Here is a 14418-nt window from a genome sequence, read left to right as displayed (position 1 = left end):
CCCGAAAAAACCGTCGTCAATCCCCGCGTCATCGCCCTGGATTTGGGGGGCGAGCTAAATCGGGAAACGACCCACAATGACTACTCAAGCTGAACTGATCGCCGCCGTCGCCAAGGACGCGGGCGTTTCGCAAGCCGACGCCGGCAAGGTTCTGACCGCCATCGTCGAAAACATCCACTCGACCCTGAAGTCGGGCGGCGACGTTCGCATCTCGAACCTCGGCGTTTTCGACACCGCCGCCCGCGCCGCCCGTGAAGGCCGCAACCCGGCCACCGGCGCGACGATCAAGATCGCCGCCTCGAAGGCCGTGCGCTTCCGCGTGTCGAAGCCGCTCAAGGATGCGGTGAACAAGTAAGGGTCTTCCTTCCCGCACAGGGAAGGCTATCCGAACTCAGGAACGGGCGGGGGTCGCTGGGCGATCGCCGCCCGTTTTCTGTCTGAGGTCGGTCTTCATCTCCCCGACCCAGCCCGCGAAGGTGTCGGCCGAGGCCGCCAGCGCGCCGAAGCCACCCGGCGAGGCCGTGACATCGCCCTCGACATCCAGCGCGATGCGCAGGGCAGTCTTTGAGCGGGCCTGCCCGACGAACGGCGCATAGTTGCGGGACAGGCGCGTCAGGGCGGCCTTGTCCCGAGCCAGCGAATAACCGATCCCGGCGCGGACCAGACGCGCCTCCTCGTCAGGCGTCAGCGCGCCCGGATCTCGGTATCGGTCGCCCAGCGAGGCCTCGTAAAGTGCGCCCGCGTCGGCCCATTTCTGCTGCTTCCACGCGATCTCGCCACGCACATCGCGGGCAGCCGGCGACATGTCGCTGTCCAGCACCTCGAGCGCGTGATCATAACGGCCGAGCGCAGTGAGGGCCCGGGCCTCCAGCGCGCGACGCTCGGCGTTCAGGGCATTGGGCAGCAGCGTGGTGCGTGATGACCAGATGGCCTGCAGCGCCTGCTCGGGCTGGCGATCCATCAGATAGATGGTGGCCAGATCTGTCGCGACCTGCGCCTTGGCGACGCCTTCCAACCGCGAGTCGACCTGATGCTTCAGCAGTTCGGCGGCCTGATCCAGCAGATCGACGTCGACCAGTCGGCGGGCCAGGCGGCGGACCATCTCGTCGCCGTCGGCGCCGATCGGCGTCAGCTCGCGGAAATCGTAGAACAGGCCCAGCGCCTGAATGGGTTCCAGCCCGTCAGCGCCGCCTTCGAGGAACAGCGCGCGAAAGGCGTTGTTCAGATCGGTCTGGATGTCGGCGGCGCCGGGCAGCTGGGCCAGCTTCGGTCCGGCCGCCTTCAACGCCGTCAGGGCGTCACGGTACAGGCCCTGCGACAGGTAGAGCGCGCCGAGGTCGCGGATGACCGCCAACTCGGTGGCGTCGCCGCGCCAACGCCAGCGCAGGCTCTCCAGCTGCTTGGCGGCCTCGTCGGCTTTCATCGTCCCCTTGCCCATCGACAGGCGGACGACGCCAAGTTTCGCCGGTACGGAGATGTCGTCTCGGGGCGCGCGGGCGATGGCCTTGTAGACCGCCAGCGCCCGGTCGGTCTGGCCGTCGATCTCGAACAGCTTGGCCTGAACCAGACGGGCGGTCAGCTGGTCCGCAGCCGGGGCGTTCTGGCTGAAGGCGTAGGCCAGCAAGGCGCGCGCGGCCTCAAGGTCGCCGGTCTCGACTGCGGCCAGAGCATGGGCGGCGCCGAAGCGGGCGCGCCATTCCGGCGTGAAGGCGTCGATCGCCTGCGCTCCGCTGGCGAAGGCGGCGCGAGCGGCCGGGAAGTCGCCCTTCTTGACCGCCAGATAGCCGCGCCAAACCGAAGCGGAGGGATCGCCCGCCACGGCGGCGGCGGCGAAATCGGCCTCCGCTTCATCGTATCGGCCGATGCTGGCCCGGGCCGCGCCACGCAGGCCGCGCAGCTCGGGTTCGCCAGCCATGCCCGGAGACTTCTCCTGAATGGCGTTCAAGACTCCGATGGCTTCGTAGGCCAGGCCAGAGCCGACGAGGAAGCGGGCAAGGGCGAAGCGGGCGGCGACCGGCGCACGCGGGTCGTCCCCGGCGGCCTGGGCCTCCAACGCGGCGGCGTCCTGCAACTCGCGATAGCGGGCCGAAAAGCCCGCGTGGCCGGCGTCGGCCCATTCGGGCACGATCAGCGAGGGGAAGGCGGCCTTCTGTGGCGCGCCATGCTCTTCGACCGCCGACTCCAGCGTCGCGGACGGAGCCGAAAGGGTCAGGCCGTTCGGGCGGCTAAGCGTGACCAGATCGCCGTCGGCCTTGACCGCCAGATCCTCGGCGAGGGTTTCGATGGCCAGTCCGTGGGCCGTGGGCAGGACGGTCAGGTCGACCGTCTGGCGGCGGTCGCCATAGCCCTTGCCAGGCGCGAGTGCGGTGACGGCGGCGAAGCGGTCGCCGACGATGGGGTCGGTCAGCCACACGGCCTTGGTCGCGCCAGCCATGCGAGCGACCAGCGTCGGCTCGCCGGTTTCGTCCCGGTCCAGCGCAACACCCTCGACGCCGGAAGCCATGCCGCCGATGGTGACCACCCAACTCGTGCCGTCAGACCGGGCCGCAACTGGAAGGTTCTCCGGGGCGGCGATGCGGACAGCGACGTGCTCCGGGCCGGCGGTCCACCGGGCGTCGGTCGCGGGGCCGAGCGCCTTGGCGCCGGACATGTCCAGCCGCGCCGGGGTATCGAACACGACCCAGACCGCTCCGCCGCGCCGGAATACGGCCGCGCCGACAGCATTCGGCCAGTTGAAGCGCAGATCGACCTTCTGCACCCCGGCCTGCGCGATGACCGGCACGTTCGCGATAGCGACGGCCGGGGGCGCGGCCCCTTCGGGAGCGTGTTCATAGAGGTTCAGATAGACCGCGCCGTCGGCTCGCCCGGATCGGGCGTCCGCGCCCTCCGCCATGGTGATGACGATCTCTGACCCGCCGCGCACGGCGCGGGTTTCAACCTTATCGACCCCCTTCGGCGGATCGACCTTCAGGCGGGAGACGTCGGGGGCGGCGGTCGTGCCGATGCGAACCACGACCTGACGACCGTCCCGGCGCACCTGGGCGCGGGAGCCGATGACGCCGGCGAACTCAATACGGGTGAATACGTCGTTGGCGCCGATGCGGATAGAGACCGGATCGGCGGCGACCGAACCGGACTCCTGGGCCACGGCGACAGGCATGGGCGCGAGCACGACCGCGCTGGCCGCCGCGGCGGCCACGGTCGTGCGGAGGATGCGCTTTCTGTGGCTCGCCCCGGACATGCGCGCGCACACTGGCGCGCGGGCCCTTTCAACGCGGTTAACGGTTGGTGACCGATGACGCGGGCCACATGTCGGTGGTAAGCTTCGCCGGCCAGAGGGGACTGATCATGACCATCGCGCCGTTGCTTTTCGCGCTGACGCTTCAGAGCTCGGCGCCGCTGCCCGACTCGATGACCGGCGCCTGGGTCGTGGATTTGTCGGCTACGCCGGATCAGCCCTACTTCAAGCCGATGCATCTGGTGCTGACGCCGGACGGCGTCGTCACCGGAGATTTCTACGACAGCGAAATCGAAGCCGGACGCTGGAAGGCCCAGAATGGTCGTCTGTGCGTCTCGTTTCGGACGACCGACGGCGTAGGCCCCTATCACACAGCCGCCTGTCTGAATGGCGACCGCGTGGAGGGCCAGACGTGGGCCGAGCACCGGAACTTTGTCTTCGTCTGGAACGCCCGAAGGGGCTGAGCGCGACAATCCTGTCGCTTGCGTGTGCGCCGCGGAAGGCCGACATGCGGTCTGTCAGGAGCAGCCCGTGTCCGATCCCGTCTATCCGCCGCTGAACACACTCTCCACCGGCCTGCGTTGCCGGTGCCCGCGTTGCGGGAAGGGTCCGTTGCTGAAGGGCTTTTTGACCATTCGCGAAGCCTGCCCGGAGTGCGGTTTGGACTACAGCTTCGCCGAACCCGCCGACGGCCCGGCCTTCTTCGGCATGAGCATCGTCGGGGTCGTGGGCATGGCCCTGTTCATGTGGTTCGAGTTCACTGTCCACCCGCCGGTCTGGGTGCACATGGTCGTGACGATGCCGCTGTTGGTGATCGGCTGTCTGGCGGTGCTGAGGCCGCTCAAGGGCTGGCTGGTGTCCGAACAGTATGTGCACAAGGCCGCACCGCCGGAATGGGCCAGCATCGGCAAGCACGGCGACGGGTCGAAGTGGCGCTGACGCGCTAGGGTGTCAGGGTCGACGCCCAGCAGCGGTCCAGTTTCGGCAGGCTTTCGCCCCACCAGATCGCGGCCGGCGAGTTGACGTTGCCGGTGATCTCGACGTTGACCGATGCGTTTCCGGTCCCGGCTCGCGCGAACCGGGCCCACAACGTCTGGCTGACGCCGTCGAGGACGATCTCGGCCTCACCGGGCGCCTCGCGCCCGATCCCCGGCATGTCCATGATGGGCGGCGGAAGATCCTCGATCGCCGCCAGCACCTCGTTGACGGCGGGACAGTCGCGGGCGTCCGCGTATCGGGGACCGGCGTCGTCGCGGGTGATCCGGCGAATGACCCAGCGGCTGGATCGCTCAGTCCCTTGCCCGGTCCAGAGCCGATAGAAGCTGTTGACCGACCAATCGCGATTGCGGGCCGCAATCTGCTCCACACCCGCGATCGGCGGCTGATGCTCGATCTCGTGGCGACGAGCCGCCGCCTTCGCCTCCTCGAAGCTTTGCGCTTGCACGCCGCTTGCGGCCGCGATCGCGACGAGACCCGCGAGAAAGGGTCCAACGGGGCGTGGGGAAAACGAGGTCATGCCGGAGAGCATCGGCAAGTCTCGCACGAGGTCGACTGTTAGAACCTGATGGCGCTCAGGCGCGGGGCAAGCGAATTTCGAAATTCGCGCCCTTCCCTGACGGTGCGAAGTTCAACGAGGCCTTGTTCGCCGCCAGCAGCGCCTGAGCGATGGAGAGGCCCAACCCGGCTCCCCCCTGTTCCCGCCGCGTGGTGAAGAAGGGCTCGAAGACGCGTTCCACATCCGCAGACGCAACGCCCGGCCCGTCATCGGAGATCGACAGCACCACGGCCTCCTCCGTCAGATGCGCCCGCACGGTCGCGCCGCCGGCGCCGGCCTGCCGGCTGTTCTCGAGCAGCGTCGACACCACCATCTCGATACTGGCGCCCGGCACGGCCACGGTCGGCAGGTCGTCCGGCAGGTCGACCGTGATGGCCAGCTCGCCCGATCGGGCGTCGACCGCCTTCATCACCGCCGGGCGCAGGTCCACGGACAACCCCGCCTCGGGCCGGGCCATGTCGGCGCGGGCAAGGTCCATCAGCCGGGTGACGAGCGCCGACAGGCGGCGGCCGTCGGCGGCGATGTTGTCGAGGAAGCGCCGGCGCTGATCCGACTCCATGTCCTCATGGTCCTGCAGCAGTTCGACCGCGCCCTGAATGCCTGCGAGCGGCGTCTTGAACTCGTGGCTGACGGCGGCGGCGAAGTCGCGCAGATAACGGCTGCGTCGCTCCACGGCCTGCGCCATATGACCGAAATCCTCGTACAGGTCCCGGATCTCGATGGCGGCGGTCGCGGGCGGCGGGGGCACCTGCCCTCCCCCCGACGCCACCTCGCGGCTGACCCGGCTGAGCACCTCTATCGGCCGGGCGATGCCGCGCGAGACCAGAACCGCCAGCAGGGCCAGAAAGCCCAAGGTCCCGACGATGCCGAGGCCGATCTTGATCCGGTCCTGATACATGCCCCGGAACAGGGCGCGCGGGGAGCGTGAGGTCAGGACCACGCCCTCGACCCGGCCGTTCACGACAATCGGGCGAGCGTGGTGGATGCGCAGGGCGGACGCCCGGCTGACCCATTCCATGGAATAGCGGGGGCGATAGGAGGCGTTACGGCGCAGCACCGTCTCGGGCCGGCCTTCCAGCGCCGCCCGCACTTCCGGGAGACCGCTCCAGTCGCCGCCGCGCGCATAGCTGGTCAGGGCGATGCCGTGACGGTCCAGAACAATGATCGAGGCCAACGTCGTGCGGCTGGTCTCGGCGGCGACTGGGGCCAGACGTCCGGCGACCGCGACGGCCGTCGCATCGGGCGCCGTCGTTGTCGGGTGCGGCGACGGTCGCGGTGGCAAGATGGGGGTCGAGCCGAGGTCGATGGTCGCCGGTTCAGGCTGGTAGTATCCCGGCGTGGCCCGGACTTCCGGCGGCGGAGCGGTGGTCGGACCGCCGGGCCACAGGGCCTCGGCCGTGGCGGACAGGGCGGCGGTCTGGGCGACCAGCTCGGCCTCTGTCTGGCGGACGAGGGTGTTCTCGTAGACACGCAGGAAGATGGCGCTGAGCCCCGGCAGGACGCCCGCGAAGATCAGCACGGCGACAAGGATGGTCCGCAGCCTGAGCGCCGGCCAGTAGCGGCGCACGAACAGCCTGAACCGTCCCGGCTCGCCCTGGGTCAAGCCGGCGCGCCCACGCAGGGACCGAGCTGGTAGCCGAGGCCCGGTCGGGTCTCGATCACATCGCCGCCCCCCACCGCCGCGAACTTGCCGCGCAGGTTGCGGACGTGGCTGTCGATGGTGCGATCGGTCATGGCGAAGCCGGGGCCGTGGACCCGGTCGATGATGGCGTCCCGGGTGAAGACCATGCGAGGCTGCGCCGCCAGCACGCGGACGATGGCGAACTCGGTCACCGTCAGCGGCACCTCCCGCCCGGCCCAGGACGCTCGCCAGCCTTCCGCGTCCAGCGACAGACTGCCGTGTTCGACCCCGCCGGACGGCAGCGGCGGCGGCGTGCGAGCGGTGCGGCGCAGGATGGCGGCGACGCGGGCCACCACCTCACGCGGGCTGAACGGCTTGACCACATAGTCGTCCGCGCCCAGTTCGATGCCGAGAATGCGATCGATCTCGTCGTCGCGGGACGACAGGAACAAGACCGGCAGATCGCTGCGCGCGCGGATGCGGCGGCAGGTCTCCAGTCCGTCGAGGCGCGGCATGTTGATGTCCAGCACGACCAGATCGGACGGATGGGCGTCCAGATCGGCCAGCGCCGCCTCTCCGTCCGCCGCCTCGCGCACCGCCAGTCCGGCCTTGCGCAGGGCGAAGGCGAGCAGGTCGCGGATGTGCGGGTCGTCGTCGACCACCAGAACGGTTCTCTGCATGATCGCCATGTTCAGTGTCCTTGCGTCGGGGTCAACGGCTTCAGGACGGTTGTGGCGCGCGTCGGTTCAGGGCGGACGCGTGGCGCGAGGAGGTTCGGGGCAGGCCGTGTGCAGAAGGCGTGCAGACCGTCAGGCCCGGCCGCTGATCTCCATGAAGGCGATGAACCCGCAGGCGATCAGCATCGCCCCGGTCACGACCCACAGGGCGACGAACAGCCAGAACTGCTCCGGATCCTTCGGTCCGGGATCGTTCGGTTCGGTAATGTCATCGTCTTCGTTCACCGGCGTATCATGCGCTCGGTCAGGGCTCTCGACCAGAGGGGCCTCACCGCCAGCCGCGACGCCTTGGCGGCGGGGTCAGGGATGCGACGAAGGCGGCGTGAGAGGGCAGGTTTGCATCCGGCAGATCCGCCGCCAGCGCCTCCGCCTCATGCAGCACGGTCGCGGTCTCCGGATCGTCGACTCCACCCAGCCGAACCAGCGCCTCTGCTCGTGCGCGCAACAGAAGCAAGGCCGCCAGCGGGAAGCGACCCGCCAGCCGGGACGCCCACAGCGGCGTCTCCTCGACATTGCCGCGCAGATCCGACGGCCGGGCGATGACGGCCTCGGCCGCTTCTCGCAACGCGCCCTGGTCCATCAGGAAGGCCAGCCCCTTCATCAGGTCGAAGTAGCCGGCCGCAAAGGCCACCGCCCGGTCTGTCGCGACCACGTCCTCGAAGTCCGGAAGGTGCGAGATCAGTTCGCGAAGGTCCTCGACCGACACCGTGCGCTCGAAGCGCCGCCAGCGAGCGTCTAGGGCCTCGGCGTCACGACCTTCGGCGTCCAGAACCGCGATCTCGGCGGCGTGCCAGGCTTCGTCCGGAGTGGGCGGAGGGGTGGGCGCGATCCAGCGCCGGCCGCCCCTCTGCTCAGGCCGGCTGGCCGCGGCGTCGAGGGCGGCCCGCGCCTCGGCGACCCGGCCCGCGACGGCGAGGCGGCGTGCGATCTCGGCGGCCACGGCGGGTTGCCGCCGGTCCTCATCGCGCAGCGCGGCGAGCCATGCGTCCAGATCGCCTGTCCGATCGGCCAGCTTGCGCATCACCAGCGCGATGCGACCTGTTGCACCTTCCGTTGACGCAGAGAGATCCTTCAAAAGACGACGAGCCAGCGCGGGGCTGAGGTCGCTTACGCCACGACCCACGAACGAGGCCCACGGAGTCGACCGGGTCGTCAGGGCTTCGATGAGCACGGGCGAAGCGATGTCCGGGCCGGCGGCGGACGCAATGCGCGCCAGAGCCGGAGCAGCCTCGTCGAACACAAGCGCCAGTTCGCCCTTCGGATCCTTCGTCCGCGCGTTCAGCGGCGTCAGCAGGTCGAACCAGACGATCAGCCGATCGAAGGCCAGTCGCACATCCGCCTCCGCCAGCCGTCCGACGATCAGATCACGCAGGCTGCGCAGTTCGCGGATCAGGTCCGGCCGCTTGCGCCACGACACCCGGGCGCGGCTCTCGGCCAGCGTCTTCAGCCTCTTGTCCAGTTCCAGCGCCAGGTCCGGCGCGCCGATCTCGGCCGCCAGCTCCAGCCTGAGCCGTCGCTTGAACCCCGGATCGGCGGCCGCGGCCTCGACCAGCAGCGCCGCCAGCCGGTCCGCGCCGAGGCGGACGAGGTTGCCCTCGGCTACGACCTTGGTGAGCTTAGGGGCGGCTTTCGCCATGCGTGAGACGACCTTTCGAGACGTTCCGGACACCACTCCGGCCGTCATGTCACGAACCATCCGGGGCGTCAGCGGTTGCTTGGCCATGGCGCGACGAAACCAGCCTTACCCCGTGACGCCCGACGGCCGCTACTTCGTCGTGCGCGGCCGGCTGTGGCGGACGACGAATCCCGCACTGGCGGAAGACGTCAGGCAGTCGCTGGTTTTGGACCTGATGACCGCGCGACGCGCCGTTCGCGCCGCCCTGCATGATGGTGGCGCCGGCCTCGCCAGGGCGCGGGCGGCGGTCGACACAGCGAAGATCGCCTTGGGCGAACGCGGCTCGGTCTGGTGGTCGGACGGCGCACCCGACCTGAACCGCCACATGGCCCGGAACACACCCTATGCCGACTGGTTCGAACGGCTGGAGCGCTGATGCGGATCGCGACGTTCAACATCAACGGCGTCAACACCCGGCTGCCCAATCTGCTGGACTGGCTGGCGGAGACGCAGCCCGATGTGGCGTGCCTGCAGGAACTCAAGGCCGCCCACAGCCAGTTTCCCGAAAAGGCGCTGGCGGACGCGGGCTATTCCGCCGTTTGGCAAGGCGAGCACCGGTGGAATGGCGTCGCCATCCTGTCGCGCGTGGGCGAACCGGTGCTCACGCGCCGATCCCTGCCGGGCGACCCGAAGGACGTGCAAGGCCGCTACATCGAGGCGGCGGTGAACGGGGTGCTGATCGGCTGCCTTTACCTGCCAAACGGCAATCCGTGGCCGGGGCCGAAGTTCGACTACAAGCTGGCGTGGCTCGAGCGGTTGATCGCACATGCGAGGGGCCTGCTCGACGCGGGCGTGCCCGCCGCCCTGATTGGCGACTTCAACGTCGTGCCGACGGATCGCGACATCTACAACACCCGCTCGTGGCTCAAGAACGCCCTGCTGCAGCCCGAGAGCCGCGCCGCCTTCGCGCGGCTGGTCGAACAGGGCTGGACCGACGCCCTGCTGGAGCGGTTCCCGAACGATCCGCCCTGGACCTTCTGGCAGTATTTCCGCGAGGCCTGGGCGCGCGACGCCGGCTTGCGGATCGACCACCTGCTGCTCAGCCCGAAACTGGCGGCGCGGCTGGTGGATGCCGGCGTGGACAGCGCCGTCCGCGGACAGGACGGCGCCAGCGATCACGCCCCCGCGTGGATTGAACTCACCGACGCCTGAACCGGGCGAAAATCAGGTTTTGGCGACCCCGGCAGGACTCCAACCTGCGACCTCGGCTTTAGGAAAGCCTTGCTCTATGCAGCTGAGCTACGGGGCCACGCGGGGGCTGACCTAGCCGAGCATGGACCGCGAGGGAAGCGGTCCGGACGGCGGAATCGCATTACAGTCGGAACGTCGTCTGAAGAGCCGTCAAAGCTCGACGTTATCGGTTGTGGTTAATCGCCTTTAAGATACAATATCTTGTAGGGAACAAATCCCGAATCGGGACGAGTCAGTGATTCGGTCCTGATTCGTTTCGCGCCTGTTCCGCCGGAACAAGCTGCGCCGTTAACGGGTGGCGGCGACGCTTGAGGAACCTCCCGATAGACGCCACCTTCTGCACATCATGAGCGACCGTTCGACAGGTCAGGCGCCGTCGCGGGTCACCGCGGTTCTGGGCCCCACCAACACCGGCAAGACCCACCTCGCGGTCGAGCGGATGTTGGGTCACGCGTCTGGCATGATCGGCCTGCCGCTGAGACTTCTGGCGCGCGAGATCTACGACCGGATCGTCAAACGGCGCGGCGCCGCCTCGGTCGCCCTGATCACCGGCGAGGAGAAGATCGTCCCGGCGCGCGCGGTCTATTTCGTCTGCACCGTCGAGGCGATGCCGCTGGAGCGACAGGTCGAATTCTTGGCCGTCGACGAGATCCAGCTGGCCGCCGATCCGGAGCGCGGTCACGTCTTCACCCAGCGCCTGCTCCATGCGCGGGGTCGCTACGAGACCATGTTCCTCGGCGCCGGGACGATGGAGCGGCTGGTGCGGGCCCGCGTCCCCGATGTCGAGATTGTGGAACGGCCGCGGCTGTCTCAGCTGACCTATGCGGGGTCGAAGAAGCTGACCCGCCTGCCACGCCGCTCGGCCATCGTCGCCTTCTCGACCGAGCAGGTCTACGCCATCGCCGAGCTGATCCGGCGACAACGCGGCGGCGCAGCGGTGGTCATGGGCTCGCTGAGCCCCCGAACCCGCAACGCCCAGGTCGAGCTGTTCCAGTCCGGCGAGGTCGACTTTCTGGTCGCCACCGACGCGATCGGCATGGGGCTGAACATGGAGGTCGACCACGTCGCCTTCGCCGGCCTGAGAAAGTTCGACGGCCGCCGCACCCGCTGGCTGCATGCGCACGAGATCGGTCAAATCGCCGGACGCGCCGGGCGGCACCTGAAGGACGGGACCTTTGGCGTCACGGGCGAGACGCTGGAGCTGGATCCCGACGTGGTCGAGCAGGTGCTGGAGCATCGGTTCGATCCGGTCGAGGCGGCGGAGTGGCGCAATGCGCGGCTGGACTTCGACAGCCTGAATGACCTGCTGCGCTCCCTGACCCTGACGCCGGGCGTCCACGGCCTGCGGCTGACGCAGCCGGCGCTGGACGAGACCTTGCTGCGCCGTCTGATCAAGGACGAGGCCATCGCCCGCGTCGGCCGGTCGCGCGGCGCGATCATGCGGCTGTGGGAAGCCTGTCAGCTGCCGGACTTCCAGAAGACGACGCTGGACGAGCACGCCGGACTGGCCGCCGACATCTTCCGCGCCCTGACCGGACCGCGCGGTCGTCTGACGACGGACTGGATCGCCCCGCGCGTCGCCGAGCTGGATCGTGAGGACGGGCAAATAGACCAGTTGTCCGCACGGCTGAGCGGGGTCCGCACCCTTAGCTACATCGCCAACCGGCAAGACTGGTTGGATCAGCCGAAGGATTGGCGCGAGCAGACCAAGGCGCTGGAGGAGCGGCTGTCCGACGTGTTGCACGCCCGGCTGACCGCGCGCTTCGTCGACCGCCGGACGACCGCCCTGATGCAGGCGCTGAACGTGCGGGGCGATGCAACAGCGCGCGTCGGGGACGACGGCGAGGTCATCGTCGAGGGACACCCGGTGGGTCGCCTGTCCGGCATCGCCTTCACCCTCGACCGGGGGTCAAGCGCGCTGGAGGATCGCGCCCTGCGCCACGCGGCGCGACAGGCTGTGACGCCCGAGGTCGCCAGACGACTGGGCGCGCTGGCGGCGGATGAGGATCACGCGTTCACGGTGACGCCGGACGGCGCGGTGCTGTGGAACGGGATGCAGGCCGGCGCCATCACCGGGGGCGAGCCCTTCTCGCCACGCGTGCGGCTTCTGGGCGACCTCGGCGCTGTAGCGGCCCGGGAACGGGCGACGCGGCGGCTGGAAGCCTGGCTCGCGGCTGAGGCCGGCCGGGCGCTGCGGCCTATGCGGCGATTGAAGCAGGCGGTCGAAAGCGGCGGGCTGAAAGGATTGCCCCGGGGTATCGCCTTCCGCCTGATCGAGGCCGGCGGCGTGATCGATCGGCGCGAGGTCGAGCGCGACCTGCATGCCCTCAGTCAGGTCGAGCGGCGGACATTGAAGGAGTTCGGCATACGATTGGGCGCACATTCGGTGTGGCTGCCCGGACTGATGAAGGATCGCGCCCGCGCGCTGATGCAGGCCTTCGTCGCAACCGAGCCATGGCGGCCGAGGTCCGGGGGGCTGACGGTCCTGCCAGACCCTGCGCCCTCATCCCGCCTGCTGTCCGCCTTTGGCGTCCGCGCTGTTGGACGCGTTGCTGCGTCGGTCGATTTGCTGGAAGCCTTGGCCGAACGCATCGCCCGAAAGAAGGGCAGGCTGGATGAGGCTGACCTGACCGCGCTGGGCCTGAAGCGTGACGAGGCCGCGATGCTGACGTCGCGCCTCCGTCCGACGCGTGAGCAACGGGCGGACAAGACGCCAAAGCCGGTGGCCAATCCGGCCTCGCCCTTCGCCGCGCTGGCCGCCTTGACCGCGCCGGTTCAGCCGCGACGTCCGAAACGCTCTCGCCGAGCCAAGCCGTCTTGAGCGAATCCTGCCGCATAGACGTGTGGCTGTGGCGGGCGCGGTTCGCAAAAACCCGGACGCTGGCGGCCGCCATGGTCGGAGGCGGCCGGATCAGGCTGACGCACAACGGGGCGCAGGTCCGCCTCGACAAGCCCAGCCGCAGCGTACATGTCGGCGACGGCCTGACCTTTGCGACGGGCGGGCGGCTGATGGACCTTCGGGTCGAGGCGCTGGGGGAGCGGCGCGGACCTGCCGAAGAGGCCCGCGCCTTGTACTCGCTCGTCGCCGCCGATCAGGGCTGACGGACGAACTCGCCCTCGATGTGCAGCTTGACCTCGTCGCCCAGACCCATCTGCTGGCCGAAGGTGATGCCGAACTCGGACCGCTTGATCGTCGCCTCGCCATCGAAGCCCGCTCGATAGGTCCCGCCCATGCCCGGGCCGGCCTTGTTGAACTCGACGTCCATGGTGACGGGCTTCGTCACGCCGCGCAGGGTCAGATCGCCAACCACACTCGCCTCGTTCGCGTCGTCCGCGTCAACGGTGACTGATCGGGACACGAAGGTCGCGGTCGGATGATTGGCCGTGTCGAAGAAGTCCGGCGTCTGGAGGTGCTGGTCCAGACCGTCGGAGTTGGAGTCCACGTCCGTCAGCGGGATGGTCGCCGTCAGGCGGGAGTTGGCGGGGTTGGCGGCGTCCAGCGTCAGTTCTGCCTGTACGTTCACGAACTGGCCGACGTAGGTCGAGAAGCCGAGATGATCGACGGACCAGGTGATCTTGCCGTGGTCGGGATCCAGCTTGTAGGAGCCGGCCTGAACTTCGGACGGAACTTCAGTGGCCTGTGTGCGGGCGGTGACTGCGGCGGCCGAGGCGGCGAAGGCGAGCACGGCCGTGGCGACGGTCAGGGTGCGGGTGGACAGCTTCATGGAAAATCCTGATCAGTTATCTGTAATAGATACTGATGCAGATAGCGGATCGGGCGCATTGCGCAAGGTCCCGGATCGTCGCATCGGTTGACAGTCGGGTCGCGCAGGGTCATCTGCGCGTCCCGCGCCCTCACCGAACGCCAACCGCCCCGATCATGACCTACATCGTCACCGACGCCTGCGTGCGCTGCAAGTTCATGGACTGCGTCGAGGTGTGCCCGGTCGACTGCTTCTATGAGGGCGAGAACTTCCTGGTCATCGCGCCGGACGAATGCATCGACTGCGGCGTCTGCGAGCCCGAGTGCCCCGTTGACGCCATCGTGCCTGACACAGAGGACGAGCCGGACGGCAAGTGGCTGCAGATCAACGCCGAATACGCCAAGGTCTGGCCCAACATCACGGTCAAGGGCACGCCGCCGTCGGACAAGGAACAGTTCGAGCGCGAGACCGGCAAGTTCGAGAAATACTTCTCGACGAAGCCCGGCAAGGGTTCCTGACGTAGCGTCAGCCTCTTCCGGGGAGAAGATTTACGGTCCTCCGTCCACTGACGCTGTGGACATTTTGAAATTCCGCAGATTTGTGATAGGTTCCTGTCATTGGGTCGGGCGGATGCGAAAACCTCGCGCCGCCCGCGTTTGCGACAGAATCCCGCCCATGCAGGCGGGATCGGCCAGAG

15 protein-coding genes and 1 tRNA gene are annotated in these 14418 nt (G+C 68.7%); 8 read left to right on the top strand and 8 right to left on the bottom strand.

Annotated features, from left to right (window positions below; genetic code table 11):
- Positions 1–76: 76 nt before the first annotated feature.
- On the top strand, positions 77–355 hold the full coding sequence (locus tag ACIQC9_RS01430) for an HU family DNA-binding protein (protein ID WP_400611831.1): 279 nt from the start codon (positions 77–79) through the stop codon (positions 353–355).
- A gap of 36 nt (positions 356–391) precedes the next feature.
- On the opposite strand, the gene ACIQC9_RS01425 is transcribed toward ACIQC9_RS01430, so the two are convergent.
- Positions 392–3241, bottom strand: a complete 2850-nt coding sequence (locus tag ACIQC9_RS01425; RefSeq protein WP_400611830.1) for a tetratricopeptide repeat protein — start codon at positions 3239–3241, stop codon at positions 392–394.
- 107 nt (positions 3242–3348) lie between these two features.
- Between ACIQC9_RS01425 and ACIQC9_RS01420 the strand changes: the two genes are divergently transcribed.
- On the top strand, positions 3349–3702 hold the full coding sequence (locus ACIQC9_RS01420; RefSeq protein WP_400611829.1) for a hypothetical protein: 354 nt from the start codon (positions 3349–3351) through the stop codon (positions 3700–3702).
- A gap of 67 nt (positions 3703–3769) precedes the next feature.
- Positions 3770–4177 (top strand): DUF983 domain-containing protein, encoded by a 408-nt coding sequence (locus ACIQC9_RS01415; RefSeq protein ID WP_400611828.1) that lies wholly within the window; start codon positions 3770–3772, stop codon positions 4175–4177.
- A 4-nt stretch (positions 4178–4181) separates the two neighbouring features.
- Here the strand turns inward: ACIQC9_RS01415 and ACIQC9_RS01410 are convergent, their stop codons facing one another.
- The 5 genes from ACIQC9_RS01410 to ACIQC9_RS01390 form a co-directional block, all read right to left on the bottom strand.
- Positions 4182–4754, bottom strand: coding sequence for a hypothetical protein (locus ACIQC9_RS01410; RefSeq protein WP_400611827.1), 573 nt, complete (start codon positions 4752–4754; stop codon positions 4182–4184).
- Positions 4755–4809: 55 nt separating this feature from the next.
- A complete protein-coding gene (locus ACIQC9_RS01405; protein WP_400611826.1) occupies positions 4810–6396 on the bottom strand; it encodes a histidine kinase dimerization/phospho-acceptor domain-containing protein in 1587 nt (528 codons plus the stop codon).
- Positions 6393–7103, bottom strand: coding sequence for a response regulator (locus tag ACIQC9_RS01400; protein ID WP_400611825.1), 711 nt, complete (start codon positions 7101–7103; stop codon positions 6393–6395). The genes ACIQC9_RS01405 and ACIQC9_RS01400 overlap by 4 nt, the downstream gene beginning before the upstream one ends.
- Before the next feature lie 120 nt (positions 7104–7223).
- On the bottom strand, positions 7224–7376 hold the full coding sequence (locus ACIQC9_RS01395) for a hypothetical protein (RefSeq protein WP_400611824.1): 153 nt from the start codon (positions 7374–7376) through the stop codon (positions 7224–7226).
- A gap of 43 nt (positions 7377–7419) precedes the next feature.
- Positions 7420–8874, bottom strand: a complete 1455-nt coding sequence (locus ACIQC9_RS01390; RefSeq protein ID WP_400611823.1) for a DUF6880 family protein — start codon at positions 8872–8874, stop codon at positions 7420–7422.
- Here ACIQC9_RS01390 and ACIQC9_RS01385 point away from each other — a divergent pair.
- Entirely contained in the window at positions 8873–9202 is a 330-nt protein-coding gene (locus tag ACIQC9_RS01385; RefSeq protein ID WP_400611822.1) for a hypothetical protein, read from the top strand. The genes ACIQC9_RS01390 and ACIQC9_RS01385 overlap by 2 nt on opposite strands.
- On the top strand, positions 9202–9978 hold the full coding sequence (locus tag ACIQC9_RS01380; protein WP_400611821.1) for an exodeoxyribonuclease III: 777 nt from the start codon (positions 9202–9204) through the stop codon (positions 9976–9978). The genes ACIQC9_RS01385 and ACIQC9_RS01380 overlap by 1 nt, the downstream gene beginning before the upstream one ends.
- Positions 9979–9998: 20 nt before the next feature.
- Here the strand turns inward: ACIQC9_RS01380 and ACIQC9_RS01375 are convergent.
- Positions 9999–10075, bottom strand: a tRNA-Arg gene (locus ACIQC9_RS01375).
- A gap of 288 nt (positions 10076–10363) precedes the next feature.
- On the opposite strand from ACIQC9_RS01375, the gene ACIQC9_RS01370 reads away from it, so the two are divergent.
- The gene (locus tag ACIQC9_RS01370) at positions 10364–12838 is read left to right on the top strand and encodes a helicase-related protein (protein WP_400611820.1); all 2475 of its coding nucleotides are present in this window, start codon (positions 10364–10366) and stop codon (positions 12836–12838) included.
- Positions 12835–13119 carry an RNA-binding S4 domain-containing protein gene (locus tag ACIQC9_RS01365; RefSeq protein ID WP_400611819.1) on the top strand — a complete coding sequence of 95 codons (285 nt, stop codon included), beginning with the start codon at positions 12835–12837 and terminating at the stop codon, positions 13117–13119. Before ACIQC9_RS01370 ends, ACIQC9_RS01365 begins: the two co-directional genes overlap by 4 nt.
- Here ACIQC9_RS01365 and ACIQC9_RS01360 read toward each other — a convergent pair.
- Positions 13110–13742, bottom strand: a complete 633-nt coding sequence (locus ACIQC9_RS01360; RefSeq protein WP_400611818.1) for a YceI family protein — start codon at positions 13740–13742, stop codon at positions 13110–13112. The two genes, ACIQC9_RS01365 and ACIQC9_RS01360, sit on opposite strands and share 10 nt — an antisense overlap.
- A gap of 155 nt (positions 13743–13897) precedes the next feature.
- Between ACIQC9_RS01360 and fdxA the strand changes: the two genes are divergently transcribed.
- Positions 13898–14239 carry a ferredoxin FdxA gene (fdxA, locus tag ACIQC9_RS01355; protein ID WP_400611817.1) on the top strand — a complete coding sequence of 114 codons (342 nt, stop codon included), beginning with the start codon at positions 13898–13900 and terminating at the stop codon, positions 14237–14239.
- Positions 14240–14418: the final 179 nt, after the last annotated feature.

This window comes from Brevundimonas sp. NPDC092305 (assembly GCF_044755415.1).
GTDB lineage: Bacteria > Pseudomonadota > Alphaproteobacteria > Caulobacterales > Caulobacteraceae > Brevundimonas.
This window is presented reverse-complemented; position numbering and strand designations above follow the sequence as displayed.